The organism is Chitinophaga ginsengisegetis, assembly GCF_900168065.1.
Classification (GTDB): Bacteria; Bacteroidota; Bacteroidia; order Chitinophagales; family Chitinophagaceae; genus Chitinophaga; species Chitinophaga ginsengisegetis.
In genome coordinates, this window is record NZ_FUZZ01000003.1 from 697,186 (window position 1) to 723,087 (window position 25,902).

Sequence of the window (25,902 nt, forward strand, 5' to 3'; positions counted from 1 at the left end):
CTTGGCAGCGTATTACGTATAGTATCCACCGTTAGAGCACGCCTCTGCTCATTTCCCCCAATACCCTCCGGTAATGGGCGCTATCCTGCAACACCGGCTCATATCCCAGCAATATCACCTGTTTTCGTGCACGCGACAACGTTACCAGCAACTTCCGGTCTACCTCTATCACCTCTTCTTCCCAGTTAAACTGCCCCAGGCATTGCAACGTTTGCACCTGCGCGGCATGATATACCGCCAGCGACACAATGATAATATCGTTTTCAGAACCCTGGAACCGCTCTACCGTATCAATATTGATGTCCTGCAGTGCTTCATCATCCGCAATCAATTCCCGGATAAGACTGATCTGTGTTCGCCACGGCGTAACCACCCCCACGGTATCTTTGCTGAAACCCGCACCGTAACGCTCCTTCAGGTGACGCAGCAGCGATACCACCCACTTCGCCTCCGTTCTGTTCATCTTGGAACTCGGCTCATAGGGACTGCCAATAAATATTTTTCTTCCTAAAGACAAAACCCGCTCCCATCCCAAATTTTCATGACCGGCATACAAATCGAAACCGGCTTTTTGCTCTTCCCTTCCGGAAGATAACTGCCCCGCATAGTAATGATTTACCAATGCTGCGATGTTGTCGTGCATCCGGAAGTGCGTATTCAACATACCCCAGGCATGGCGCCAGTGGCTGGTTTTACAGCGTTGTATCAGTCGCTCAAAAATAGAGGTCCGCAAATCCCGGATACCCAGCTCCTGTAAACAGGGCGCTTTCACCTGGCAGAAATATTCTTCCTGCGCCACCACCGGCGGCAACTGGTTCTGATCCCCTATCAGGATAAATTTACGGAAGGGCATCAGCAGCCCCAGGAGCTGTGGCTCTGTTAACTGCGAAGCTTCATCCACAATTAAGGTATCGGTAGGAATCCCCATCATCGTGAGCTGCTCCAGCCGGGTAGCCATAGTGGCTACCGTGGCAACAAATACGCGGTGACTGGTAATATAATTGCGCGCTTCATCCAGCGAGCCTTCCAGGCAATATTGCCGGAGGGTAAGCGAGGCGTCTGAGTTACGCCCGCCCATACGCAGGTGCGTAATATTTTTAGCCGTCAGCTTATGGCATATTTCTTCTACTGCCTTGTTGGTAAAGGCAACAATGATCACATAGTGATCCTGTTTTACCATCTCCCCCACTATAGCTGTAAGCATGGAAGATGTTTTACCGGTGCCCGGCGGCCCCTGTAACAGGTAATAATCCTGCGCCTCCAGGGCATGCTTCACCAGCTGTTCCTGGTTAGGGTTAAACATGGCCGGTGTGGTGTGCTGCAAAGGGTACCAGCGGGGCGTGGCGAGGCCCAGCAGCATATTGGTACGCTCCCGGTAAAGCGGGGAAATCACATGGAAAAGCGAAGCCGCCGCTATCCAGTAGTTGGATTCGTAAATATCATGTTCTATGATCCACTCATCAAATTGGCGGAAAAAGTCGAGCGTCATCTGCCGGTTATTCAGGGAGAAGCTCAGCTGGTTTTTTCCGAGATCTTCTATCCTGCCCTTCAGCAGCTGTTGTTGTAAAGGCTGTAATTCCGTGCTGGTACGCGGATAAATGATAGCGGTATCTCCCCTGCGGAAGTTATGGCTAACGGGAACGACTATATCAAATAACACGGAACTGTTAACGGTGTCAAATTCCCGGAAGCGTAGCCCCGGTATAATATTGAAGCGGGAAAGTTTATCTTTTTCCTGTTGCAGCCATAGCGCTGCAAAGCCGTCGGCATCTTCCTCCCGGTTAATTTCTGAAAACATCCCGCATTTTGCCTGGAGATATTCCCGCAGCATAAAGGCCAGGAATTCGTGGTAGTAGGCTTTTGCTACGGGTGGCGCCGTTTGCCAGGCTTGTTCAAAAGTGGTGAAATGCGCCGTGCTGAAGGAAGGCAGGCCAATCGCCGCTGCGGTGGTGATGGCGGACAGTATTTCAAACTCCCCTCCTGCAAGCCGCAGCAGCATCCCCACCACTTCGTTGCGTAACAACAGTAAATCATTTTCGGTGTGATGGGTACTGCTCACGTTCCGCAGCGGATTGGTGGTAGCGGCTGAATACAGGATGGCAGAACTCCCCTTGCGTTGCCGGCCAAAAGCAGAGCGCAGCAGGAGATTATAGCCCACTACCTGCATTTCATGGTTCTTCCAGGTGTTGAAGTCGGGGCATTTCCCGCTTTTCAGTTCAAAAATTTCCTTCCGGTATTCATCGGTATCATCTTCCGCCATAAGATCCAGTCGCCCCTGCAAGCCGTACTGGGCGGAGAAAAAGGTGGGTTCTATCCTCACCGGTTTATCCTGTAGTTCCTTTACAGTATTATGCAGGTTGCCCCAGTGTTGTTGCCGGATATCGCGGAACATTTCGTTGATCTTTTCCCGGCCGTAAGCGGCTGCCTGTAGCACGTTTTCGGCCACTGCTTCCACAAATGAGCTTTTGAAATCTATTTCCCTGTTGCGGAGCATTTCATCCAGCAGGGCATTTACCAGGTTTCCTTTAAATGCCGCCGGGCTGGATTGCTGGGGAGTGAGTTTTTTAACAAGATATAATAACCGGTTAGGTCCTTTATGGGTAAAGCATTCCGCCAGGTCGCTGATATCTATCAGCAGATCCGGCTCCAGCACCACCTGGCTTTCGCTGGTGGTGGTGTATTCGTGTCCGCTGGCGCCCTGGCGGCAGTGGAGTACATGAATAGTGTCGTAAGGCCGCAGCAAGCCATGCAGGGATACTACTGCTACAGGATCCATATGTTCCAGCAGCAGCTGAAAATCGCCCTGCTCATCATTTTTCACATCCAGCAGCAGGGTGTATTTTCCCAGCGCGCTGGTGGTAAGTGTGCCTACGGCGGTAACCATGCATTTCAGCAGTGCCAGGCTGCCGGGGCGGTGTTGCCATGCGAGCGATAATTTATGTGATCCCGTGGGGGCGTACAGCGCGGTAAGTTCTGCCGGCGGCGTTGACTGATAGCACCAGGCAACAGATTCTGTAAGGGCTTTGATGCACAGGAGGTGTTCTGCGTCCTGCAGGGGAAACATACCCCGTGTAGCCTTGTTGGTTAGTATGCGTAGTGCTGTCAGCTGCTGATGGATGTCCGGCGGAACGGATTGCCGGTCAAAATAAAACTGCATGCGTGCAAACAGGTTCCCGAAAGAGCGGGTTTCCTTGCGGGTCAGTTCCCGGAAAAGGATCTCCAGGATCTGTTTATAGTGACGGGTTTTATCTTCCGTATCCGAAATGCTGTGGGCTTCTTTTATCCTGGCGTAAAACGCAGTTGCTGTCTGTAATGCCTGCATGTCCGCAAGTTAATGAATCGTTGCCGTTTGCATGGATGCAGCATTTGTTATACCTTTCTTACGATTTATAATGTAATCTTCATTTTTTATGTCAGCCAAAAAAATAGCCATTATAGGTGGAGGAAATCTGGGATCGGCCATCGCCCAGGGATTGCTGAAGAGCGGGTTTTCAAAGGCAGGCGATATCATCGTTACCAAGCGTAACACCAGTACCCTTACCGACCTGCGTGACGCAGGTGTGCGGATAGAAACGGATAATGATATTGCCATCCGCGAAGCGGAAATAATTGTGGTGGCTTTAAAACCGTACAATGTGCGGGAGGTATTGCAGGAGTTCAAGGGTTCCTTTAACCCGGCAAAACATATACTGATCAGCGTGGTTACCGGTGTTAGCATCGACGACCTGGAACATGTGGTACCCGGCATGCCGGTAGTGCGGGCTATGCCTAATACGGCCATTGCCATCCAGGAATCTATCACCTGTATTGCCCACAAACATGCCACCGAAGAGCAGATCCGGTATGTGAAAACGATGTTCGACCAGTTGGGCGCTACAGTAGCCATTGATGAAAAACTGATGGATGCTGCTACGGTGCTGGGCGCCTGTGGTATTGCCTTTGCGCTGCGCTACATCCGCGCAAATATCCAGGGAGGAATTGAAATTGGATTTGATGTGCGTACTGCCAGTTTAATTGCCGCACAAACGGTAAAAGGCGCCGCAGAGCTGCTGATCCGAGAAAGCCGTCATCCGGAAGAGGAAATAGATAAGGTAACCACGCCCAAAGGCTGTACTATTGCAGGTCTCAACGAAATGGAACACCAGGGCTTCAGTTCTTCCCTGATCAAGGGAATTACTGCTTCCTACAATAAAATTGTGAAAGACTAATCTTTACGGGGATACTCGAAGAAGAGGAACTTTTTCTTTGCCAGGTCAAAATCTTTCCAGCTATCGGTGTCTGCCTGGATACCAAAGATACCGGTAGTGGGTACATTATCTATCCTGATTTCTTCGGTGAGGTAGTTGGCAAAATCGGTGATGCCTGGGTTATGGGCAAAGATGGCCACGGCGCCGAAGTCGTCATCAATTTTGGTAATCACCTTCAGAAAGGTGGCAGCGTAGCAGAGATACAGTTCTTCTTCCAGCAGGATAGCCTGTTTGGGATAGCTCCACTCATTTGCCATTATTTTAGCGGTGGATCTGGCTCTTTTGGCGGGGCTGGAAATAATTAATTCCGGCACCATGCCGCGGGTAATAAGGCGTTGCGCCATTTCGGGCGCGTTCGCTTTTCCCCGTTTATTGAGGGGCCGGTCGAAATCATCCATGTCCGGATCGGTCCAGCTGGATTTAGCATGACGTATAAGTAGTAATGTTTTCATGGGCTGAAAACCTATAATTAACTATAACGAAAATACAGATTTTACAGGAAGTTAACTTGTTAGACTTATACAGTCAGAATACGAGAGGTTATTTAAGATAAAATTAACATGAAAACAATTAGTCATTTAAATAATAAGAGATCTGATTATTCAGCTCAAAAGAAGGACTCTTCTGATAGCTAAATGACCAGATCTCTGATTATTTATACGATTAATATCCTCTTTCGTTTTTGCCTTCCATATAGTTCATGAATGCTTTATTCACTACACGGTTGCCGCCCGGAGTAGGGTAATTACCGGTAAAGTACCAGTCGCCCAGGTTGTTCGGACAAGCCAGGTGGAGGCTTTCGATAGATTGGTAGATTACTTCTATTTCGGCCTTAATACCGCCAGGGTTAAGGATTTCCGCAATCTTGGCAGAGATCTGTTCCGGGGTAAACGGCTTATAGATGTTCTTCACTACGTTTTGTGCGTGAAGGGTGTTGGTACGCTGCAGTTCCTTACAGAGGCCATAGGCTTCATTCAGGATGTGTTCCTTGCCGTGGTCTTTCAGGAGGGCAATGGCCGCCTGGAAGGCTACGAAATCGCCCATCTTGCTCATATCAATACCATAGCAGTCCGGGTAGCGGATTTGCGGGGCAGAAGATACGATGATGATCTTTTTGGGTCCTAAGCGGTCCAGCATCTTCACGATACTTTCCTTCAGGGTGGTACCACGTACAATAGAATCATCAATTACCACCAGTGAGTCAATACCGGGTCTTACCTTACCGTAGGTGATATCGTACACGTGTTGTACCATTTCATTACGGCTGGAGTCTTCGGTGATGAACGTACGCATTTTCACGTCCTTGGTAGCTATTTTATCGATGCGGATCCGGCGGTTCACCATTTCGGTAAGCTTTTCCTCATCAAAATCGTTACCCCAGGAGAGGATGCGTTCTACTTTTATTTTGTTGAGATATTCTTCCAGTCCTTTTAACAGGCCATAGAAGGCTACTTCAGCAGTATTTGGAATAAAGGAGAAGATAGTATTGCGGAGGTCATTGTCGATGGCCTTCAATACGGTACCGGATAAGTGACGGCCCAGATCAGTACGTTCCTTGTATATTTTTTCATCGTTACCACGGGAGAAGTAAATCCTTTCAAAGCTGCAGGCTTTACGTTCTTTGGGTTCGAGAATTTGTTCAATGGAGTAGTCGCCGTTGTTTTTAACGATCAGCGCATTACCCGGCATCAGTTCCAGTACTTCATTTTCGCCTACGTTGAAGGTAGTGCGGATCGCGGCCCTTTCTGAGGCAGCTACAATTACATCGTCATTAATATAATAGTAAGAAGGACGGATACCGTGTGCATCGCGGATCACGAAAGCATCACCGGAGCCGATCAGGCCGCAGGTGTGGTACCCTCCGTCAAACATGGAAAATGCCTGTTGGAGAATCTTTTTGATATCCAGGTCGTTGCTGCCTTCATTGTCTTCTTTGGCGAGGAAATGGTGTACCACTTCCAGCATGGCGGCCAGATCACTGTTTTTGTGAACTTCACCAGGTTGTGCCTTGGAAAACTCAAACAGTTCATCGGTGTTTATCAGGTTAAAGTTTCCTGCCATAGCGAGGTTGCGGGCAGGAATGGTGTTGTAGCGTACAAAAGGATGGCAGAGTTCCACGTTGTTTTTACCCTGGGTGGCATAACGGATATGTCCCATCATGAGTTCACCAAGGAAACGCACATGGCCTTTCATCAGGCCGGGGTATTTGGTGATTTCCGGCTGATATTTTTCTATCTCCTGTATTTCGTCACGTACTTTCGCAAAAATATCTCCGATGGCCTGCGGAGCAGCACTGCGGATGCGGTGCATAAAGGGAACGCCTGGTTCGGTGTTCAGTTTCACGGTAGCCAAACCAGCGCCATCCTGGCCCCTGTTATGTTGTTTTTCCATGAGCAGGTATAGTTTGTTCAGCCCATAGAAAACACTCCCATATTTTTGTTGGTAGTAGGAAAACGGTTTTCTTAATCTTATAAATGCCAGACCGCATTCATGTTTGATCGCATCACTCATGGCAGAAAATTGAAGTCGCAAAGGTACGCCAAAAAAGGAGAAAACCAGAAAGCGATTGGTAAAGCTATCAGCCTTTGCCTATTCAGTATCAGGGCATAAAAAAAGCGGAGATAAAAGCTCCCGCTCCTATCTCCGCTTTATATAAATAGTTTGATTATTGCTTGGCAAGTGCAGCCATCCACTGGCTGATATGATTACATTCTTTGTATTGATCGTCTACGTGTACGTAGAAGGTCGGGATCTTTTCGATGAGCCATTTATTGATGGCTTCCGCGCGTTTGATATCCAGTGTTCTTTGCTGGATGCGGGAATAGTCATCTGTAAGGTTTTCGCGGTGCGGCTGGGTACGTGTTTTCAGGTACACGATCCGTACTGCTGTGCGGCCGTTTTCATCTGTAAACTGTACCGGGGCGGAAATCTGACCTGGTTTCAGGGTATCGAGCATCATTACGATATCCCTTTCGGTAGGGTCATCCAGCTGGTCGATGGTGATCAGGGTGCTTCCGTCGCCTGTTTTGGACTGCATCATACCGCCATCAAATTTGGCGCTTGGCGCGTCGCTGTATTTGGCTACTGCTTCCGAGAAAGTGATTTTGCCAGCCACGATGCTTTTACGGATAGAATCCAGTTTGGCGGTATTGCCTGCCAGGTCGGATTTGGTTACTGCGGCTCTTACGAGGATGTGTTGTACAGTAACGTTATCGCCGGAGCGTTTCAGCATCATGATCAGGTGGTATCCGTGTTGCGACTTCACCGGGGAGGAAATTTCTCCTTCTTTCAAACGGAAAGCGGATGCCAGGAAGTCGGGATCCCAGGTATTTTTATCGTTACGGTTCAGGGTGTATACGCCTTTGTTATCTTTTACGCCCGGATCTTCGGAGTAGAGGATAGCGAGGGAGCCGAAATCGGATTCTTTATTCTGAACACGTTTTTTGAAATCGAGGAGGCGGTCGATGGCGTATTGGTCCATTTCGCGGGTAGCTTTGGGCTGCAGCACGAGGGTACCTATTTCCAGTTCTGACTCGTAAAAATGAAGACTATCTTTCGGGATGGCGTCAAAGAAGCGTTTTACTTCTGATGGCGTTACTTTTACCGGTTCAATGATCTTGTTGCGCATTGCCTGGGCCAGCAAACCTTCTTTGATAGGCTGACGGAAGCGTTCGCGGAGCTGGTAAATGGAGTAGCCGGTAACTTCTTTCATTTTCTCCTTACTGCCGTACATGGATTCAAAGTAGCGGATACGGTTTTCCATCTGGGCTTCCACGTCGCCGTCACTTACCGGTAAACTGTCTCTTTCCGCCTGTAACACCATTACTTTCTGGGAAATCAGCATTTCCAGTGTTTTGCACGCAGCATCGGGCGCCAGATTGCCATCGGGCGAGTTGTGTTGCTGATCGCTGAGTGCTCCGTCCATATCGGATTTGAGGATAATTTTATCCCCTACAACCCCGATAATCTTGTCTGCCACCAGTTTCTGGGCCGTAGAAGCCTGCCATAGCAGCAAAGCGCCTGCGGATAATGCTAAAAGTTTCTTCATACAAAAGCGGTAAAAACCAAAAATAACCATTTAAAAGTCAGTAGCATAGGGAATGTCGATGGATTTAACAAAAGTTTAGATAAGCTGCCGCCTTTTAGCCATAAGCATCTTAGCCAAAAAAACAGCGAAGAAAATAACGATGATAGGTTTTACACTACGGATCGTTCTTTTCTTCGCTGTATGTTATTTTAAAGCGGGTAGTTTTGGGCTACAGGCTTCTTATAAAGTTCTCTTCACTTCTACTTCTTCAAACCCTTCGATGTTATCGTTAGGTCTCAGGTCACTGTATCCGCGAACGCTCAAACCACACTCCATGTTGGCGGCCACTTCTTTCACATCATCTTTATAACGTTTCAGTGAGCCGAGTTCGCCGGTGTGAACCACGATACCGTCGCGCACCACGTTGATACGGGTGTTTCTTGTCAGCTTGCCATCGATAACGAAGCAACCTGCCACGGTAACCTTCTCGAATTTGTAAGTTTCGCGCACCTGAACGTTGCACACCACTTTCTTCTCGATTTTTGGTTCCAGCATCCCTTCCATCGCGCTCTTGATTTCATCAATCGCGTCATAGATGATGGAGTAGTTACGGATTTCGATATTCTCTTTCTCCGCGAGCTTGGCAGCCTGGGAGGAAGGTCGTACCTGGAATCCGAGGATGATGGCGTCAGAAGCGGTTGCCAGCAATACGTCGGATTCTGTAATCTGACCTACTGCTTTATGAACGATACTGATCACGATTTCTTCGGTAGACAGTTTCTGCAGGGAGTCACTCAATGCTTCTACGGAACCATCAAAGTCGGCTTTGATGATGAGGTTGAGCTGTTTAAAGTTACCCAGAGCCAAACGACGGCCGATTTCATCCAGGGTGATATGTTTCTTGGTACGGATACCTTGTTCACGAACGATTTGTGCTCTGCGGTTAGCCACTTCTTTGGCTTCAGATTCTTCGGAGTACATCTTGAACTTCTCACCTGCCTGTGGCGCACCATTCAGGCCGAGTACCTGTACTGGCATGGATGGTCCTGCTTCTTCCATTTTCTGGCCGCGTTCGTTGAACATGGCTTTGATTTTTCCGAAGAAGGAGCCGGATACGATGGTATCGCCCTGACGGAGGGTACCATTTTGTACCAGGAGGGAGGCAACGTAACCGCGACCTTTATCCAGGGTAGCTTCCACGATACTTCCGGAGGCTTCGCGGTCGGGATTGGCTTTCAATTCCAGCAGTTCCGCTTCCAGTAATATTTTTTCGAGGAGCACATCGATATTTAACCCGCTTTTGGCAGATATTTCCTGGCTCTGGTATTTACCGCCCCAGTCTTCCACCAGGAGGTTCATGCCGGCCAGTTGTTCTTTGATTCTCTCAGGGTTGGAGCCTTCTTTATCCACTTTGTTGATAGCGAATACCATTGGCAGCCCGGCCGCCTGTGAGTGGGAGATTGCTTCTTTTGTTTGCGGCATGATAGCATCATCAGCAGCGATCACGATTACAGCGATATCTGCTGCTTTGGCACCACGGGCACGCATTGCGGTAAACGCTTCGTGACCCGGAGTATCCAGGAAGGTGATCTTTTTGCCGCTGGCAGTTGTTACCTGGTACGCACCGATGTGCTGGGTGATACCACCGGCTTCACCGGCTACCACGTTTGCACTCCGGATGTAATCGAGCAGGGAGGTTTTACCGTGATCGACGTGACCCATGATGGTTACGATCGGTGCACGTGGTTCCAGATCTGCAGGATCGTCTACTTCATCTTCATCATCGGTTTCTTCTGCATCTTCCAGACCAATGAATTCAACTTCGTATCCGAATTCGCCGGCCACCAGTTCTATTACTTCCGCATCGAGGCGTTGGTTGATAGATACCATGATACCGAGGCCCATACATTTAGAGATAACTTCCGCGAAGCTTACATCCATCAGGTTAGCCAGTTCGGATACAGAAACGAATTCTGTTACCTGGAGTTTGTTGTCTCCATCGCCCTGGTTAATTTTCTGGTTGGCTCTTTCTTCACGTTTTTCTCTGCGGTGTTTAGCTTTCACGTTTTTACCGCGACCGCCGCCACCGAGCTTGGCCATTGTTTCCTTGATCTTATTCTGGATCTCGTTCTTATCGATTTCTTTTTCTTCGGTAGTACGTTTATCCTCACCGCGGTGCTGACCTGGTCTGTTGTAGCCGCCCTGACCCTGGCCTGGCCTGTTATAGCCTCCGCCTTGTCCGGGTCTGTTGCCACCACCACCTGGTCCGCCGCCTGGACGGTTGTAACCGCCACCCTGTCCGGCTGGTCTGTTACCTCCGCCGCCTGGACCGCCTTGTCCGGCTGGCCTGTTATAGCCTCCGCCCTGACCCTGGCCTTGTCCGGCAGGTCTGTTGTAGTTACCGCCGCCGGTGCCTGTGTTGGCGCCGCCCGGACGGTTATGGTTACGGTTATCGCCTTGCGGACGATTTCCGCCGCCCTGGCCCTGATGTCCACCTCCGCGGTTATCATTGTGGTGAGGGCGGTTGCCGCCTTGTCCACCATGTTGATGCGGGCGATGTTCGCCTGGGGCGCCGCCTTCTTTGCGGTCACCTTCTTTAAAGTCTTTAGGCTGAACGGGTTCAGGTTTCTTTTCCACGATGATACGCTTGCGTTTGCGTTTCTCGTCCCTGCTAAAGTTGCTGTTCTTATTATTATCGCGTCTGTCAGACTGAACTGGCAGCTCAATTTTGCCGATTACTTTAGGGCCGGTTAATTTTTCGGCCTGGATATTTTCAATCACAGCAGCACCAGATGCCTCGTCCTGTGCCTGTGGGGCTGCGGGAGGAGGTGTTGGTGGGGTGTTTTCGGCAGTAGAGGGTTTGCGATTTTCCGTCTTTACGACATGTTTAACAGGAATGTGCGCCGGTTCTTTGACTGCAGCCGGTTTTGCCTCTTGTAATACTTCTTCCACTTTATTAACTACAGGTTTATCTTCAACCGGTGCGGCTTTTTCCGTTTTTTCTGTCGTATCGGTCTTATCTGTTTTCGCTACTTTCTCTGCCGGTGGAGTGGTTTCGGCTTTAGGGGCCTGTTCCACTTTTTCAGCTTTATCAGCTTTCTCAACTGGTTTCTCAGTTGGTGCTGTAGTTGCTTCCTGTACGGGAGGGGCAGGAACGGGTTTAGGTTCCGGTTTTTCAGCAACGGGAGGAGCGGGTGTAACGGGAGCCGGTTTTTCTTCTTTTACCGGTGGTTTCACTGCTTCTGGTTGCGGAGCCGGGGTTTCTTCCTGGTCTGCTTTTTTAGCAACTGGTTTTTTATTGCGGTTTAAGGCGTCCAGATCGATAGTGGTGATTACTTTAGGGCCGTTGATTTTCGGCGAATCCGTTTTCTTCACTGCGTCTGGTTCTGCCGGAGGAGGCGTTGCCGGTGCTTTGGGAACTTCCGCAACAGGGGGAGCTGTAACAACGGGTGGTTCAGGCTTCGGTTCAGCTTTTTCCTTTGCGGGAGGCGGGGTTGCCTGGGCAACATTCGCCTGTGGTTGCGGTTCCGGTTTAGGAGTTTCCTTAACTGGTTCCGGTTTAGGTTCAGGTTTTGCTTCCTGTTTAGGAGCAGGAGCTGCCTCTTCTTTTTCTTTAGTGGTATTCTTTTTAGCCGCCGCTTCCGCTTCCTCCTTCTCTTTCTTCTTCATCGTTTCTAACACGCTTCCTTTAGGCAGGGCTATCTGGTCGCTTTTGCGCTTGTTAGCCTTGTCCTGCTGGAACTCCGACTGCAGTGCTGTGTACATAACAGCCGTAAGACGGGCATTGGGAGAACCAAAGCCGTCCATATCAAAGCCTTTATTGCCAAGGAAATCGATGAGGGTTTCCTTACCAATATTAAACTCTTTGGCTGCAGCCAGCAATCGTGGTGTGTTGTTTGTTGTTTCAGGCATATCGTATTTCGGGCCTCCCCTGTTTCCCGTTTCTTCAAAACGGGATGTTTTTTTACGTTTAAACAATAACTCGAAAAAATCAATTCCCTTTCTAATAAGGCCTTTACCTGGGAAGGGTTGTGGCTCGGCTTTATTCTTTGTCAAACTCTTCCTGTAATATTCTTCTTACATCCTGCACTGTCTCTTCTTCCAGATCGGAACGGCGAACCAGTTCTTCAACGGTCAGCTCCAATACGCTGCGGGCAGTGTCACAACCTATTCGTTTAAGCTCATCTATTATCCATTCTTCGATTTCATCCGAGAATTCTTCCAGATCGATATCAAATTCAGACTGTTCCTGCGCTTCATCACGGAATACATCAATCTCAAAACCAGTCAGTTCACAAGCCAGCTTAATGTTTACTCCTTTTTTACCGATAGCCAGTGATACCTGGTCGGGGTTAAGGTAAACGGAAGCGTATTTGTTTTCGTTATCCACTTCCATGCGGCTGATCCTGGCGGGTGTTAATGAACGCTGAATCAACAATTGAATGTTGGTGGTAAAGTTAATGATATCTATATTTTCATTTCTCAGTTCGCGCACTATGCCATGTATACGGCTTCCTTTCATACCCACACAGGCTCCTACCGGATCTATACGGTCATCGTAGGATTCAACAGCCACTTTGGCTCTTTCTCCTGGTTCACGAACAATTTTCTTGATCACTATAAGCCCGTCAAAGATCTCAGGCACCTCAATTTCCAGCAATTTAGCCAGGAAGGATGGATGTGTGCGGGAGAGAATGATGAGTGGTGCGTTGTTTTTCATTTCCACCTTCTTCACCACCGCTCTTACGTTCTCCCCTTTTTTGAAATAATCTGTGGGGATTTGTTCAGATTTAGGCAAAATTAACTCATTCCCTTCATCATCAAGCAATAAAACTTCTTTTTTCCAAACCTGGTATACTTCACCATTTACAATTTCACCTGCTTTGTCGGCATATTTCTTTACCAGGATGTTCTTTTTCAGATCGCCGATACGGGCAGATAAAGTTTGTTTCGCCGCCAGGATAGCCCTGCGGCCGAAATCCATGATCTCTACCTCTTCATATAAATCCTCGCCTACCTGGTAATCCGGTTCTACCTTAATAGCTTCGGAATAGGCAATCTGGGCATTATCATCTTCTACTTCCCCATCCGTTACAATGGTTCGACGGCGTAATATTTCAAGGTCACCTTTTTCGGTATTTACAATCACGTCAAAATTCTCATCTGAGCCATACTTTTTCCGCAGAAGCGTTTTGAACACATCCTCCAGGACCTTCATCAATGTAGGACGGTCAATGTTTTCCGCCTCCTTGAACTCGGTAAATGACTCAATCAAGTTAATACTAGCCATGTTTAGTTGTTATATTTTAAAACACGATGCACACCTTTGTGTGCTTTATTTCATTAAGTTTTAAATCAGTTGATTTCTTTTCTTTCTTCTTGCCAATCAGTTCCTCGATATTAATAGCATCTTCGGTTACCGTTTGGAGGGTGCCCTCTTTTACAGAGCCATCCAGCAGGGTAACTTCCACTTTGCGTCCAATATTTTTAAGGTATTGTCTGTGCAGTTTGAGCGGTTCATCCAGGCCTGCGGACGAAACTTCCAGGGAGAAATCGTTATTTGGGAACAGTTCAGCCGCTTCCAGCAAAGGATATAACTGACGGTTGAATGACACCAGCGTAGCCACCGGCACCCCTTTATCCCCGTCCAGAAAGAGCTTGATATTGTTAGTGGGCTTAATTCTGATGTCTACCAAAAAATTGTCGGGATCATTCGCCAGCAGTCCTTCTGCCATCTCCCGGATAGTTTTTATCACGTGTTCGTTTGCCATACAAAAAGCGCGAAGGGGACAATATCTCGTCCCCTTCGTTTGAATCATTTTTCCTTCTACAAAATTAGGATTTTATTTTGATTGAAAAACTATTTCTTTAACTTGTATCTAAATATTTGTGTAAGATGCTCTGCCATCATTCATATGTATTTTTAAAATATCTGACGTGACCACCGCTTTCTGGCGAAAAATAAATATCGAACTGCTGGCATGGCCCCTGGGCCTTACCCTCCTGTATGTGATGAAGCCCGACGAAAATGCAGGCAGCCTGTGTTTGTTCAAAAATATAGGTATCCCCATTTGCCCCGGCTGCGGATTAGGTCACGGTATTCATTATTTTTTACACGGACAATGGACCGCCTCCATCCAACACCACTGGCTTGCTCCCCTGGTAGTAGTAGTGCTGCTGTATCGCATCCTTCAACTGGCCCGGTATCAATACGCTGATTTCAAACAATCATAAACCCAACACTATGAACGACTTTTCATTTGCGATGCTCCCCGGAATCGAAGCCGAGGAAATGATGTGGCTACAGGAACTTACCAAGGGCTATTCCGCCGAAAACAAGCAAAGATTTCTGGCCGTATACCAGGGCAGACGTAAAGATCCCCAAACAATTCTTATCTGCAGCCTCATAGGTTTCCTGGGTGTAGCCGGCGTGCAACGCTTCCTGGTAGACCAGATCGCTATGGGAATTGTATACTTCATTACTCTCGGCTTCTGCGGCATCGGCACCATTATAGACGCCATCAACGCCCGCAAAATGACCTGGCAGTTCAATAAAAAAGAAGCCCTGGCATCCGCAGCTTTACTCGGACTTTAATCTCTCCCGGAAAGTTAAAAAAACCTTAAAATGAGGTGATTTTCAGGAAGTCGGAATGTATATTCCGCTACCTTCGTGTCATTATGTTAAGATTTATAATTTCTATATTTCTGGCCTGGCTGCTGTACAAACTGGTATTCGACCTGATCATACCAGGCTACAGAGTTACCAAGCAAGTGCGCAGACAAATGAGCGATATGCAGGATCATATGCGTCAGCAGTATGAACAGCAAAACGGCGGACAAAAAGGTTCACCACCTCCTCCCACCCCACAACCCAAAAATGTGGATAAGGGAGATTACATCGATTTTGAAGAAATTAAATAAAAAAAGGCCGGTGCATCACCGGCCTTTTTTATAACGCCTTTTTGGGCTGAAAAATATCCATAATCGTTCGGGGGGACTGCAAATGAATGGTTTGCAACCCCACAGCCTTCGCTCCTTCTATATTTGGCAGCGTATCATCTATAAACAATGTTTCTTCCGGCAATAACCCATTCTCCTCCATCACCATCAGGTACGACTCCTTATCCGGCTTGCGGTAACCCATCAGGTGCGAGTAATAAGCCCTGTCGAAAAAGCTGCCCAGCGAAGGAATTCCCCTGCTTTCCTGCAACAACCGGTTGAAAGCCTCCAGGTGTATCGCATTGGTATTACTCAGCAAATACAGATTATAATGCTGCCGCAACTGCTGCAATAACTGCAGCCGCTGTAACGGGAAATCCAGCAACATCGCATTCCATGCTGCCGTTATCTGCCCGTCCGTAACCCCCTCCGGCACGTGCCGCTGCATTTCCGCCAAAAACTCCTCCACGGAAACATGCCCTGTTTCCAGGCCGTTAAATAGGCTGGAACCATGAAACTGTGAATACAACTCATTAAAGTTCTTCACGCCAAGAGCAACAAATGCGTCGTTGGTAAGCTGGTAGTTGATGTTCAGAATAACGCCACCCAGGTCGAAAATAATGTTCTTTATGCCTTGCATGCCGCAAATTTATTAAGTATATGCGTAAGCGTTGGTATTAAAAAAAATTTAGGTTAATTCAATAAAATAATTAATTTTGCCGTCCCCTGAAAAGGGGAATTAGTTCTTCGGAACGGGTCCTATAGCTCAGTTGGTTAGAGCACCTGACTCATAATCAGGGGGTCCCAGGATCATGCCCTGGTGGGACCACTTAAATTTTGCGAAAGCGCCGGTAAAATCGGCGCTTTTTCTTTTTGTGCCGGTTTGGTTGTCCGTGTGGTGGTCCCTACCCTCCTATGGCCACTTTCAAACGATTTAATTTTCATATTTTTCAATTGTTGGATTACGAGTGGGTTTGTAAGCACTGGCTTCTTAATCGGAAATGCGGAGCTTTTTTCCGTGGTTTATTAGCAAGTGAAACTTAAACATCTTAGCGAGCCGCCATGCTGCGCGAGCATATCACAATTGATTTTTATTACCTGATAGCCATATTTGGATAATGCTTCTTCATTTACATTGTTATAGTACATCGTTTCTTTTAGATTGGTTAATGTGTATTCAGGTAAGATAATCGTGTTATTTAATCGCAGGAAGTTCACATAACAGCCAGTAGCTGTATAGGTGCAACATTTCTTTTTAGCTTCGCATTCGCAGGGAATGGAATAGCCCAATGGCCTATCCTGGATGGGTTGAATCCTTAGATTGAGATCTCCACAAATCCCCTTTAGGGTATCCAGATATTTATTATCGTCCTTCAGGCTATCCAACTTTGGATATTCACTGATGCAGATAATATCATCCTCAATAAATCCCATATAACCGTCAGTATGTCCCACTACGTCCCCCTTGTTCATTGGGACAAGTATCGGTGTTACTCCCATCTTATTCTTAATAATGGCCGTTATCTCCTTTTCTGGTAGATCATTATCCTGTAACAGCTTTTCTGTAATAAAGGCAAAGCGATGATTAGCGATGAAATTACCACCGTCTAATTTTAAGGGTACCTGCACGATTCCCTTTTGTAGATGGTCTTTAATTATATTGATCGCAACATTATTAAGGTTTCGGTAATTCATTGTCTTAGTCAGATAATTACAGTAGTTAGGTTCATAGATGGGCTTATATATATGCTCACCATTAGAAATTCCCATTACATCTCTTAGCCAGATTTCATTCCAACCTTCTTCCACAATAATATCCATTGTCCTTCTTGGAAATTTAAATTCCAATTTTTGTTTTGCACGGATGTTACTAACGATAACGTGTAAGTGTATATCATTAGGGATCTTAGTGATTAGCTTATCAAAGAATGGCACCAATTCATTGTATTCATTGCTGAAGCCATCAGGATAAGATAAAAAGAGGTGATTTACTTTGTCAAAATCAGCTTTTACCATCTTTTTGAAGGGGTTTTAAATTTTCGCTGCGAAGGTAGAAAGGGGTTTAAGGGAGGCCAAAGATTTTGAAAGGTTTCGATTTTATATTATGTATACATACATACATACAATTGTATTAGAAAAATATATTCGTTATATTAGAAAATATTTAACTCCATAGACGTTACGTAACTATGAAGGTATTGGGTAAAAAATAAGAATTAAAACAATGACACCTCCCATTGAACCTAAAATATTGCCGTTAGTAAATGCACTAAATGAAACTAAGATTGTTGAGACATTCTCAAGTTGTGAAGGGCATTATGATGATGATATTCATAATTTGGACATAGAGTTTGATGAAAAGGAGATAATGGATAGAGGCAGAGCAGAAGTAAGATTTGATCCAGCCCCTAATATATCTCTAGATATAATTGAAAGAATGCTAATATATATAATTAGTGAGTTTGATAAGGAGCATGGATTCTATCCCTCAATGGTTTATTCAAAAAAAATCTATGTTCCAAACTCGCAATTAAATATTGAGTTTGTTTTCTCCTTGGAAATTCGCCCATTCAATAGATTGGAAGATTCAATAAAAAAGAGGCTAGATACGGATAGAGCCATCATACAAACAACCGAGATAGTAAATAGATTTAAACGTGTGTATCTATGATACTACTATGAAATATCTCACATTTTAATAGATTAAAATTTACTAAGCATGTATTTAGCTCATGAGCTTTTACACTACTTTAATGACGGATATGAGGATGGTCGTTCATTAAGGCCTTATTCAATGATGGATTTCATTGAAGATAATCGCCATCTAGGCCCACATGTATACAAAAATGTAAAATATTGTAAACGACTTGAACAGGAAGGGTTACTCGATCATATGGGAAATTCAGGTACACACCCTTACTATAAAAGTCACTATTACACAAACAAAGGGCATTATCAAACGGATATTAGCAAATATGGTGGTTATGATCTTTTGGTAGAAGGATTCTTGGCTGTAAGAGAACGATTTTCGCCTGTGGTACTACCTCTCTCACTTGTAAAACCAGATGGAGATCTATCTGTTGGCTCTTGTTTTGTCTATAAACCAGGAGTAGTCATTACAGCAAGGCATTGTATTGAAAAGCTAGATAAAGTTTCCTTATTAGCCAATGATGGATCAATCATAGAAGTAAATGAGGTATATTTCTCTGCTAATGAGAATTTGGATATTGCAGTTTTGCTTATTGATGATAGGCCTTTTTCTGAAATTGAAATGCATTGCACAACACCTAAACCTGAGGGAATTGGTCCACGTGAGATGGATGCCCTGAATTTTTTGAATGAGCCATCTATTGTACTTTTCGCTCCAGGACAGGTACTTGATGAAATTTTAACAATGGGATACCCTCCTATTACTGGTTTTGAGGCAATACAAATTGCTGATAAAACGGCAATAAACTCAACTTTGTTTAGAACCTCTAAAGGAGAAATTCTTGCTGAGGAACGGAAATATATGGATGGGATAGAGTATATATTGATTAATGCAAAAGTGAAAGGTGGTAACAGTGGTGGACCTATCTTTGACAAGCTGGGCAGGATCATCGGAATGGTAGTGGAAATACCGACAGATTTTAAAAATCACTTGGAAATTGACAAGTTAGGATATGGGCTTGCCTTACCTTCTATGTATATGAAAGAAATGTTGGATGGAATAAAAGCAAATGATCAATCAGTCGTTAAAATGAAGGTAACTAAATTTGATGATAAGGCTTTTACTGTGAATTAGAGTTGTATTTTTTCATACGCAATCAGTTAGTCTTGTTCAGAAGCAGGTCTCCTTCTATGAATTTCCTTTAGTTGTTCCCGTGAATTGGGTATTAATCGTGTGTCATTCAGAAAGCGATAGACACCATAAAAAAGCAATGCGGAAATAATTACTGTTATCAGAAGCCATAAGAAGGTATTATCTGCTTTCTGCGATTTCCTATAGTTATCATAGTAATTATCATTTTCAAAATTTGCTGAAGCTATTCCACTACTTCCACTGTGATAATCTTTAGGATTTGCTTCCAGCATGATTCTCTTATTATAAGAATTTACGGCAGCTACAGCCCATATAAGGCAAATTAAATAATAGCTACAGCATAAGAGAATTAATGTTAAAAGCTTGCCTAAAAAGAAAAGCAGGATTAGAATTATTGGGAATACCAAAGTCATTATGATTCCCCCTAAAATAGAAGAGTAGAATAACCCAATACCGCCAAATAGGATTGCTAAGAATACCGCCAGACCTGTATTCTTTAATGGTTTTGTAACTATATAATTCATAGTAGTAGGATTTAACCATAAACACAATAGCGCATATATGCGCTATTGTGTAAGAAAATTTTTTCTGTCATTTAGAAACTATTATTTTACATCCTGTAACAACAATTCATCAGTACCAGCGGATATGACTTTCTTCAAATTTCCGCCATCCAATGTGCAAGAATAAATACCAGCATTTACCCCTGTAGATTCAGTAAACACTTCAAATACTACTGACTTTCCATCTACAGTTAGCCCGCCCTCTCCTGGCTTTAATCCACTAGCCAAAACAATAGGAATTTTCCGCTGATTACTTCCGTCTACATTCGAAAGCCAGAGTTCCCGTGCATTTGTTTTGTAAAACAGAATCAAATTAGCAGCAGTAGAACCACCACTAGCTTGAGCACTTGCTTCCTTCTTGCAGCTCATCTGAGTAAGGATAATGGCCATGTTGAAGCCGAGGAGTACAATAGATCCCAAGAAAATTTTCTTCATTTGAGTTTGATTTTTATTGAATAATCCCAGTTATCCATCTTGTAAGTGAATTGGGGTGTAATTTTTATACTCAATATCTAATATATACATATTATTTAAAATAACGCATATATGCGTCAATAAAAATCATAAACAAGCCCCAAATTGGCAAGGTGATAAATGTCAAGAACATTGCCTTGGTAAAAGCCTTGGGAGCCAGAATAAGAGAACTGCGCTTACAGCGTGATATGTCGCAGGAGGATCTGGCGAACGAGGCTGACATACCCCTATCCCAAATAGGCCGCATTGAGCGGGGAGAAAATAACCCTACTATATCCTCTCTTTATGTTATTGCAATCGCCTTAAATGTAGATTTAAAGCAATTGGTTGACCTGAAACTGAAAAAATAGGCTCCCTCTTTCATTTTCGAATTGAAGGTATCTAAGAGTCTTTTAATGCCCAAATTCTTTCAAAAGATTTCGTTGTCATTTAATTATATTTTTATAATTAAATTTTGTTTATAAAAGCGGATATTTATTAGATAATAAATATCCTGATAATGGAGACTGCGAAATATTCACCTTTATTGGACTTGCCAAATTATTCCTTCCCCTATTATTGGGCTAACGAATCCTTTAAAGCCTTATGGACCGAAAAAAGTAATCATGCATTTCCAATAATTTGGTCCAAAACCAATGAATTAATTATAAGGGATTTTGCGGAGTTAAAGAATATATTAGTAGTGGGACCTCCGTCATGTGGGAAATCAACCTTCCTTCATCAATTAATAATTTCATTGTTACTAACAAAACATCCTGCAGAAATAAAGTTTATACTTTTTGATTTCAAGAAGCTTGAATTTTCATTATACAATTTGTTGGAAAAACATTTTCTGGCAAAATTACCTAATGGAGATGATCAGCCCATAGTAAGCAAACCAGACAAGACCTTAGCCACATTAAATGCACTTACTATAGAATTGGAATTGAGGTATGATTTATTGAAAGAAGCTGCATGTCGAAATATTACTGAGTACAATGATAAGTTTTGCAGTCGCCTATTAAATCCTCAAAAGGGACATCGGTACTTACCGCATTTATTTTTGATTATCGATGAATTTGCTGATATATTAATTATTAACAAAAGCGAGGTAAACAAGGCACTTGAGAATGTGCTAAGTTCAGGGTATAAAGTTGGAATACTGGTAACAATAAGTACAAATCAGATTATGGGTGATACAATATCTCCAGGTATTAAGTCGCTCATTCAACACAGAATAGTTTTTAGACTGAATGACAAGAGAGATAACCGCAAATTCCTTGATACGGAAAGTGTTCCAAAACTAATTGAAGAAGGTGAGTTTCTCTTTTTGGATTCAGGGAAAGTAAAAAAGGGCAGAACTTTTAGTTTAGAACTACCAGTCATTGAAGCCATAATTGCAGATATTAACAAACAAGAAGGATATCCGGGTGCTTATCTCTTACCTGAATATGTAGATACAACTGAAGAAGTGGCGCTAACTCTTGATAATCGTGATCCATTATTTGAAGAAGCTGCAATGATATTAGTCCAATCCCAACAAGGAAGTACCTCTTTATTGCAACGTAGAATGAAATTAGGATATAATCGCACCGGACGGCTAATGGATCAATTGGAAGCAGCAGGTATTGTTGGACCTAATATGGGAAGTAGTGCAAGAGTAGTTTTGATTAAGACCCAGAGCGAATTAGAATCATTGCTAAATAACCTGCTTTAAAGCAGTTAACTAAGGGCCGACCTATCAACTATAATCCACCATACAGCTACTATGGCCGCTATATCGGTCTGATAACAATCAGTTGATACCTTCGCCGCATAGCTTATAAAGTCATTATAGGGGCCATAGTGACCTTATATCCCATCTCGCTTTAAGTGAGTTTAGCGTTTTCGAATAAGTAAATTATATATTTTTAACAGGGATGTATCCTATTATTTTGAGGAAAGGAATATGTAGAAACATGCTCCTAAAGATCTATATATAATGGAACTTAAAAGCGTTCAATTGATAGATAAAGTATTAAATAGCCAGTATCTAATATCATCCCTGTAAATCAATGTAAGTATTGCGTAGTAGTGTGTTAATAAAATGCATCAACCCTGATGAATATTTACAGATAATATCCGTTATTGTTTTTGTTTGAGATGGGCTAAGCTCCTTTTTTTGCTTTCCTTTCTTATGTCTGTAGTATGTTGGGATGGACCAACCTAATTCTTTACAGATTTCATTTCTAACAATAGCTGGTAGTGATAATGCTACATCATCGAACTGAAACAGTATGTTTTCTTCTGAATAAAAAGCGGCTTTCGGTGTTTTCATCCACTCTTTTAGGTTTTCTACTGTCGTTTGGGGGGAGGTCATTAAGAAGTCTGAAACTGTCAATCCTGGAGATGCTACGGTTGACTGCCCTGAAAGTTGGTTCTTTCTATCTAATGAGTTACGTTTTGAGGTAACTTTAGATGTGCTTGAACTAGTTGTTTTTTTCTCATCGCGAATCTGCGGTGATTCTGATAGCGTTGTTTTGATACTTGTTTTGTCGATATGTTTTTCATCTGGTCGGATCATTTGGACATCAGATCTATTTAGTTCTCTGACGCCTAGGGACTTCCAGTTACCAGGCTTGTTAGGAAGAGAAGATAATTTTTTATTCATTTCTCTTTCATTTTTATTACCACCATTGAAAGTTGTTTTTTTATTAAAGCTATTCATAGCAAATAATTTGAGGCTATTAGATATATACTAAAGCAATAGAAATATTACCAAAGAGATATTCATCGATAATTAAAATCAATTGGGATGTTAGTATATAGCTACGGTGGTATAAAAGGAGTTTTAATTGTTTCCATTCTGCAAATTTTGCGCGAACGTAAACAGCTCCATGGGCTTGCAAAGGATTATTTGGATAGAAATGGGTTCATGCAACACCAGTTTATAATTTTTCGTCACCGCGATGCGGATCATCCTCACCTACATATTCTTGTTAATCGAATAGGATTTGATGGAAAAGTATTATCTGACAGCCAGGATTTTGCCCGTAGCGAGAAGATCATCAGGCAACTTGAGATTCAATATAATTTGATAAAAGTTCAATCAAGTTGCCAGTCACAAGAGCGGGCAATGACGAAGAATGAGCTTGAAATGATGAAGCGAAAAGATGAAATTTCAACTAAAATGAAACTCCAAACGCTAGTTAAAAGTGCGATGAATCAATATCTGTCAACCGTTGAGTTCATAAAATCGTTGGAGGCCAGAGGTGTAAATATCTTATTTAACCAGGCGAAAACTGGCTTTGTGAGCGGTATTAGTTATGGTTATGAAGGAATGATTTTTAAAGGAGCTGCTTTAGGTAATACCTATAAATGGAGCAGCGTAAAAAGTATAATTAGCTATGAACAAGAAAGAGATCATACAGCAATATGCGAAGCAAACATTAGAACTAAATCCCGCAACACAAGCAATGGACCCGGAAACGATTATCACAGTCATGAAAGAAATTCAAGCCTGGTACAAGGCAACTCAAACGCAGTATCAGATAGAGCAACAAAGACACATCAGCAGGCTAAACAGCGAGCATCAAGTCATATATCAGTATTCGAAGGATATTCAATTTCTGCTGGGAAATCTGGAACTTTTAATAAAGGGTTTACACAATCAAACAGTGGTCAGCCGCAGACAACAACGGAGACGGGAACTTTGGTTGGCGATATTATTAGGGATTTGCTCAGCCCTGTTTACGTTGATTACAGTCAAGATTTGGCTCTACTGAACCAGTTTAGGAAGAAGAAAAAGAAGAAAAAACGCTATCCCAGGCTATAAAATATTTTATCGGCCCCTTAACGAAAGCCCCCATTTACGCTTAACTAACCTTCTCCTCGTAATAATAAAAAAGGCATAGATTTAATGAAAAATGTTGGATGGAGAAGAAATTCAAACTCTTGGCTGAAGAATTGGTTGAATTAATTCCACCGATGGGTGGGGCAATCGCCACGGATAGGATTGTAGTAGATGGTATGGATATCGGCTATATGTATAGGGAAGATCCTATTAACGAGATGGATAGCGGCTGGCGGTTTTTTGAGGGAAGCGAAACCTCAGATTATTTGGCTAATAGCGGCAATAGTGGTGTTTATCACGTAAACACCATTGCCAACTATGACCCTACAATTATACCTTATTTGGATATGCCCGAGGGTACAAAATTGGAACGCATTCCCGGCACTAATAGGTTTAGAGAGGTATATGACTAAGATAGATATTTATGACACCTCACTCCAAAATACAGAAAAACGACCCCGCCTTTGGTAGCAATGATTTGAATCTTAGAAGACTAAAGATGCAGCCACTATATAATGGTGGCTGCATCTTTATGGGCGCTATTGGTGCATGAATTCTTTTATATCATTGTCTGCTTGCGCGACAACTTCATTCATTAGTTGCAGTATAGTTGTCTTTTCCGCGTTACTTAATGCCAGAACGACTTTTCCGTCACGTTCTTCATCCCGTATCCTCATTTTTCTATAGAAAGTTGGGAAGCTCCAATTACATTCTTCACAGACCCTTTCTCTGAAAGTAATCGGCAGTTTTGAGAACATAGTATGTATCTGCAATAATGTATTTACTGATGTGTTCATGATCATATTTTATACTGTTAAGAATAGTTTTAGGTGTGGTTTGCTGGTCTATTTTATCTGCTATGAATTTTTCCTGAGAAGAAAGTGGTTAGCCTCAACTAGCTTTTCAACGTTATCAATAAACTCAAGGGCATCCAGAAATGCAGAGATATTATTTGGGACGTTATTTAGTAGAAGACTAAAATGATCATGAATAGCAGGAAGGTCATAGGTCATAAAGAAACCTTTTATAACAGAAGTTGGGGCTTTCATTTCACCAACTGTTAACTTAAATGGCTTTTCCAGCCACGCCTTCTTTCGTGAAATTTGGTGCTGTCTTTTTTGCATAAGAGATAGATTTAGTGATTTAACTAAGCTGTCTTTAGCGACAAAGCCATTCTATCACGACCAGGGAGGTCGTGCAATGCCAAACAGATGTTTTGTGGGAATAAGGTGGGCCTAAAAGAAAAAGACGCAGGACCCAACTTAACGCCCTGGAGGTACTGGTATACCTGGCGACGATTAAGTGAGCCCATGCGTCATAGCATGGGCTACCCACTTTCCTCCTCGTCGCCTTTCAAATTACCAGTTTTACCAGGACGAGATCTAAAGCAAGAAGCTTAAAAATATCTTTAGATCGCTAAAATAGTACTTTGATTTTTTTTTAACCTGATGGCTTGATCATATTGTTAGGTTTTGAAGCAAATTAATAAAAATAAATGAAATTAGCTACTTATTAGTGGTATTTTATTAGTAGGATTATTTAAGTAGTCTTATATTAATGGTTACTTATGTGTAAACTATTCATTTATTTTAGTATATGGATAGCAAAAAGAAAAACACTGAAAAAGTGCAACTTGATCCAGATGACCAGCTCGCGAAATTGGGTGCGAGGATTAAGGATTTGCGTATTAAGGCCGGGTATACCAGTTATGAGTATTTTGCTTATGAGCATAATATTCCACGTGCGCAGTTTGGAAGGTATGAGCAGGGGAAAGATTTGAGATTTAGTAGTTTAGTGAAGGTAGTAAATGCTTTCGGAATGACTTTGAATGAGTTTTTTAGCGAAGGATTTTAAGTGAAAGAGGGAGATACAATAATGGTTAGAATGTATTATAAATGAGTATTAATTAAGTGCGATTTAACTCCTAACATATTAAATAGCTATGAAAAAAGGCTGACACAAATAAGCTCAACCAATTTCTTGAGAATAACAAGAATGTTTATGAAATTGCATTAAGTACCATTCTATTATGAAAGAAA

25 protein-coding genes and 1 tRNA gene are annotated in these 25,902 nt (G+C 43.5%); 12 read left to right on the top strand and 14 right to left on the bottom strand.

Translation table 11 applies throughout. The features are described from left to right. Positions 1-31: 31 nt before the first annotated feature. A complete protein-coding gene (locus B5Z18_RS21575; protein WP_079471566.1) occupies positions 32-3,322 on the bottom strand; it encodes an AAA domain-containing protein in 3,291 nt (1,096 codons plus the stop codon). A gap of 88 nt (positions 3,323-3,410) precedes the next feature. Here B5Z18_RS21575 and proC point away from each other — a divergent pair, with 88 nt between their 5' ends. Further along, positions 3,411-4,208: a pyrroline-5-carboxylate reductase gene (gene proC, locus B5Z18_RS21580; RefSeq protein WP_079471567.1), complete on the top strand. Its 798-nt coding sequence runs from the start codon at positions 3,411-3,413 to the stop codon at positions 4,206-4,208. On the opposite strand, the gene B5Z18_RS21585 is transcribed toward proC, so the two are convergent. The 6 genes from B5Z18_RS21585 to B5Z18_RS21610 form a co-directional block, all read right to left on the bottom strand. Beyond that, positions 4,205-4,699 (bottom strand): SixA phosphatase family protein, encoded by a 495-nt coding sequence (locus tag B5Z18_RS21585; protein ID WP_079471568.1) that lies wholly within the window; start codon positions 4,697-4,699, stop codon positions 4,205-4,207. The two genes, proC and B5Z18_RS21585, sit on opposite strands and share 4 nt — an antisense overlap. Positions 4,700-4,910: 211 nt before the next feature. Next, positions 4,911-6,638: an amidophosphoribosyltransferase gene (locus B5Z18_RS21590; RefSeq protein WP_227024442.1), complete on the bottom strand. Its 1,728-nt coding sequence runs from the start codon at positions 6,636-6,638 to the stop codon at positions 4,911-4,913. 274 nt (positions 6,639-6,912) lie between these two features. Continuing rightward, the gene (locus B5Z18_RS21595) at positions 6,913-8,295 is read right to left on the bottom strand and encodes a peptidylprolyl isomerase (RefSeq protein WP_159454384.1); all 1,383 of its coding nucleotides are present in this window, start codon (positions 8,293-8,295) and stop codon (positions 6,913-6,915) included. A gap of 219 nt (positions 8,296-8,514) precedes the next feature. Next, entirely contained in the window at positions 8,515-12,186 is a 3,672-nt protein-coding gene (gene infB / locus B5Z18_RS21600; RefSeq protein ID WP_079471791.1) for a translation initiation factor IF-2, read from the bottom strand. A 130-nt stretch (positions 12,187-12,316) separates the two neighbouring features. Next, entirely contained in the window at positions 12,317-13,564 is a 1,248-nt protein-coding gene (gene nusA, locus B5Z18_RS21605) for a transcription termination factor NusA (protein WP_079471571.1), read from the bottom strand. A 16-nt stretch (positions 13,565-13,580) separates the two neighbouring features. Beyond that, positions 13,581-14,045: a ribosome maturation factor RimP gene (locus B5Z18_RS21610; RefSeq protein ID WP_227024441.1), complete on the bottom strand. Its 465-nt coding sequence runs from the start codon at positions 14,043-14,045 to the stop codon at positions 13,581-13,583. A 166-nt stretch (positions 14,046-14,211) separates the two neighbouring features. On the opposite strand from B5Z18_RS21610, the gene B5Z18_RS21615 reads away from it, so the two are divergent. From B5Z18_RS21615 to B5Z18_RS21625, 3 genes are read left to right on the top strand one after another with little or no spacing between them, the layout of a single operon-like run. Further along, a complete protein-coding gene (locus tag B5Z18_RS21615) occupies positions 14,212-14,508 on the top strand; it encodes a DUF2752 domain-containing protein (protein ID WP_079471573.1) in 297 nt (98 codons plus the stop codon). Between the two features lie 10 nt (positions 14,509-14,518). Further along, positions 14,519-14,869: a TM2 domain-containing protein gene (locus tag B5Z18_RS21620; protein WP_079471574.1), complete on the top strand. Its 351-nt coding sequence runs from the start codon at positions 14,519-14,521 to the stop codon at positions 14,867-14,869. 35 nt (positions 14,870-14,904) lie between these two features. Beyond that, on the top strand, positions 14,905-15,195 hold the full coding sequence (locus B5Z18_RS21625; RefSeq protein WP_111577169.1) for a DUF4834 family protein: 291 nt from the start codon (positions 14,905-14,907) through the stop codon (positions 15,193-15,195). A gap of 28 nt (positions 15,196-15,223) precedes the next feature. On the opposite strand, the gene B5Z18_RS21630 is transcribed toward B5Z18_RS21625, so the two are convergent. Next, on the bottom strand, positions 15,224-15,853 hold the full coding sequence (locus B5Z18_RS21630) for an HAD family hydrolase (RefSeq protein ID WP_079471576.1): 630 nt from the start codon (positions 15,851-15,853) through the stop codon (positions 15,224-15,226). Positions 15,854-15,968: 115 nt separating this feature from the next. Between B5Z18_RS21630 and B5Z18_RS21635 the strand changes: the two genes are divergently transcribed. Continuing rightward, positions 15,969-16,042: transfer RNA gene (locus tag B5Z18_RS21635), tRNA-Ile, on the top strand. Between the two features lie 197 nt (positions 16,043-16,239). Here the strand turns inward: B5Z18_RS21635 and B5Z18_RS21640 are convergent. After that, a complete protein-coding gene (locus tag B5Z18_RS21640) occupies positions 16,240-17,229 on the bottom strand; it encodes an agmatine deiminase family protein (protein ID WP_079471577.1) in 990 nt (329 codons plus the stop codon). A gap of 208 nt (positions 17,230-17,437) precedes the next feature. On the opposite strand from B5Z18_RS21640, the gene B5Z18_RS21645 reads away from it, so the two are divergent. Continuing rightward, the gene (locus B5Z18_RS21645) at positions 17,438-17,884 is read left to right on the top strand and encodes a hypothetical protein (protein ID WP_079471578.1); all 447 of its coding nucleotides are present in this window, start codon (positions 17,438-17,440) and stop codon (positions 17,882-17,884) included. A 48-nt stretch (positions 17,885-17,932) separates the two neighbouring features. After that, positions 17,933-18,997: a S1 family peptidase gene (locus B5Z18_RS21650; RefSeq protein ID WP_079471579.1), complete on the top strand. Its 1,065-nt coding sequence runs from the start codon at positions 17,933-17,935 to the stop codon at positions 18,995-18,997. A 26-nt stretch (positions 18,998-19,023) separates the two neighbouring features. Here B5Z18_RS21650 and B5Z18_RS21655 read toward each other — a convergent pair whose 3' ends face one another. Then, positions 19,024-19,539 (bottom strand): hypothetical protein, encoded by a 516-nt coding sequence (locus B5Z18_RS21655; RefSeq protein ID WP_079471580.1) that lies wholly within the window; start codon positions 19,537-19,539, stop codon positions 19,024-19,026. Between the two features lie 81 nt (positions 19,540-19,620). Further along, on the bottom strand, positions 19,621-20,013 hold the full coding sequence (locus B5Z18_RS21660) for a TolB-like translocation protein (protein WP_079471581.1): 393 nt from the start codon (positions 20,011-20,013) through the stop codon (positions 19,621-19,623). Positions 20,014-20,165: 152 nt separating this feature from the next. Between B5Z18_RS21660 and B5Z18_RS21665 the strand changes: the two genes are divergently transcribed. Beyond that, entirely contained in the window at positions 20,166-20,402 is a 237-nt protein-coding gene (locus B5Z18_RS21665; RefSeq protein ID WP_200817311.1) for a helix-turn-helix domain-containing protein, read from the top strand. Between the two features lie 149 nt (positions 20,403-20,551). Continuing rightward, positions 20,552-21,748 (top strand): FtsK/SpoIIIE domain-containing protein, encoded by a 1,197-nt coding sequence (locus B5Z18_RS21670; protein ID WP_079471582.1) that lies wholly within the window; start codon positions 20,552-20,554, stop codon positions 21,746-21,748. A 321-nt stretch (positions 21,749-22,069) separates the two neighbouring features. Here the strand turns inward: B5Z18_RS21670 and B5Z18_RS21675 are convergent, their stop codons facing one another. Beyond that, a complete protein-coding gene (locus B5Z18_RS21675) occupies positions 22,070-22,738 on the bottom strand; it encodes a hypothetical protein (protein WP_079471583.1) in 669 nt (222 codons plus the stop codon). Between the two features lie 87 nt (positions 22,739-22,825). Here B5Z18_RS21675 and B5Z18_RS21680 point away from each other — a divergent pair, with 87 nt between their 5' ends. Then, a complete protein-coding gene (locus tag B5Z18_RS21680; RefSeq protein WP_079471584.1) occupies positions 22,826-23,845 on the top strand; it encodes a relaxase/mobilization nuclease domain-containing protein in 1,020 nt (339 codons plus the stop codon). Positions 23,846-23,943: 98 nt separating this feature from the next. Next, positions 23,944-24,276, top strand: coding sequence for a DUF2185 domain-containing protein (locus B5Z18_RS21685; protein ID WP_079471585.1), 333 nt, complete (start codon positions 23,944-23,946; stop codon positions 24,274-24,276). A gap of 126 nt (positions 24,277-24,402) precedes the next feature. Here the strand turns inward: B5Z18_RS21685 and B5Z18_RS21690 are convergent, their stop codons facing one another. Both B5Z18_RS21690 and B5Z18_RS21695 read right to left on the bottom strand, forming a co-directional pair. Continuing rightward, the gene (locus B5Z18_RS21690; protein ID WP_143313655.1) at positions 24,403-24,660 is read right to left on the bottom strand and encodes a P-loop NTPase family protein; all 258 of its coding nucleotides are present in this window, start codon (positions 24,658-24,660) and stop codon (positions 24,403-24,405) included. Between the two features lie 60 nt (positions 24,661-24,720). Further along, positions 24,721-24,987 carry a hypothetical protein gene (locus B5Z18_RS21695; RefSeq protein WP_079471587.1) on the bottom strand — a complete coding sequence of 89 codons (267 nt, stop codon included), beginning with the start codon at positions 24,985-24,987 and terminating at the stop codon, positions 24,721-24,723. Between the two features lie 472 nt (positions 24,988-25,459). Here B5Z18_RS21695 and B5Z18_RS21700 point away from each other — a divergent pair, with 472 nt between their 5' ends. Then, positions 25,460-25,717, top strand: a complete 258-nt coding sequence (locus B5Z18_RS21700; protein ID WP_079471588.1) for a helix-turn-helix domain-containing protein — start codon at positions 25,460-25,462, stop codon at positions 25,715-25,717. Positions 25,718-25,902 lie beyond the last annotated feature (185 nt).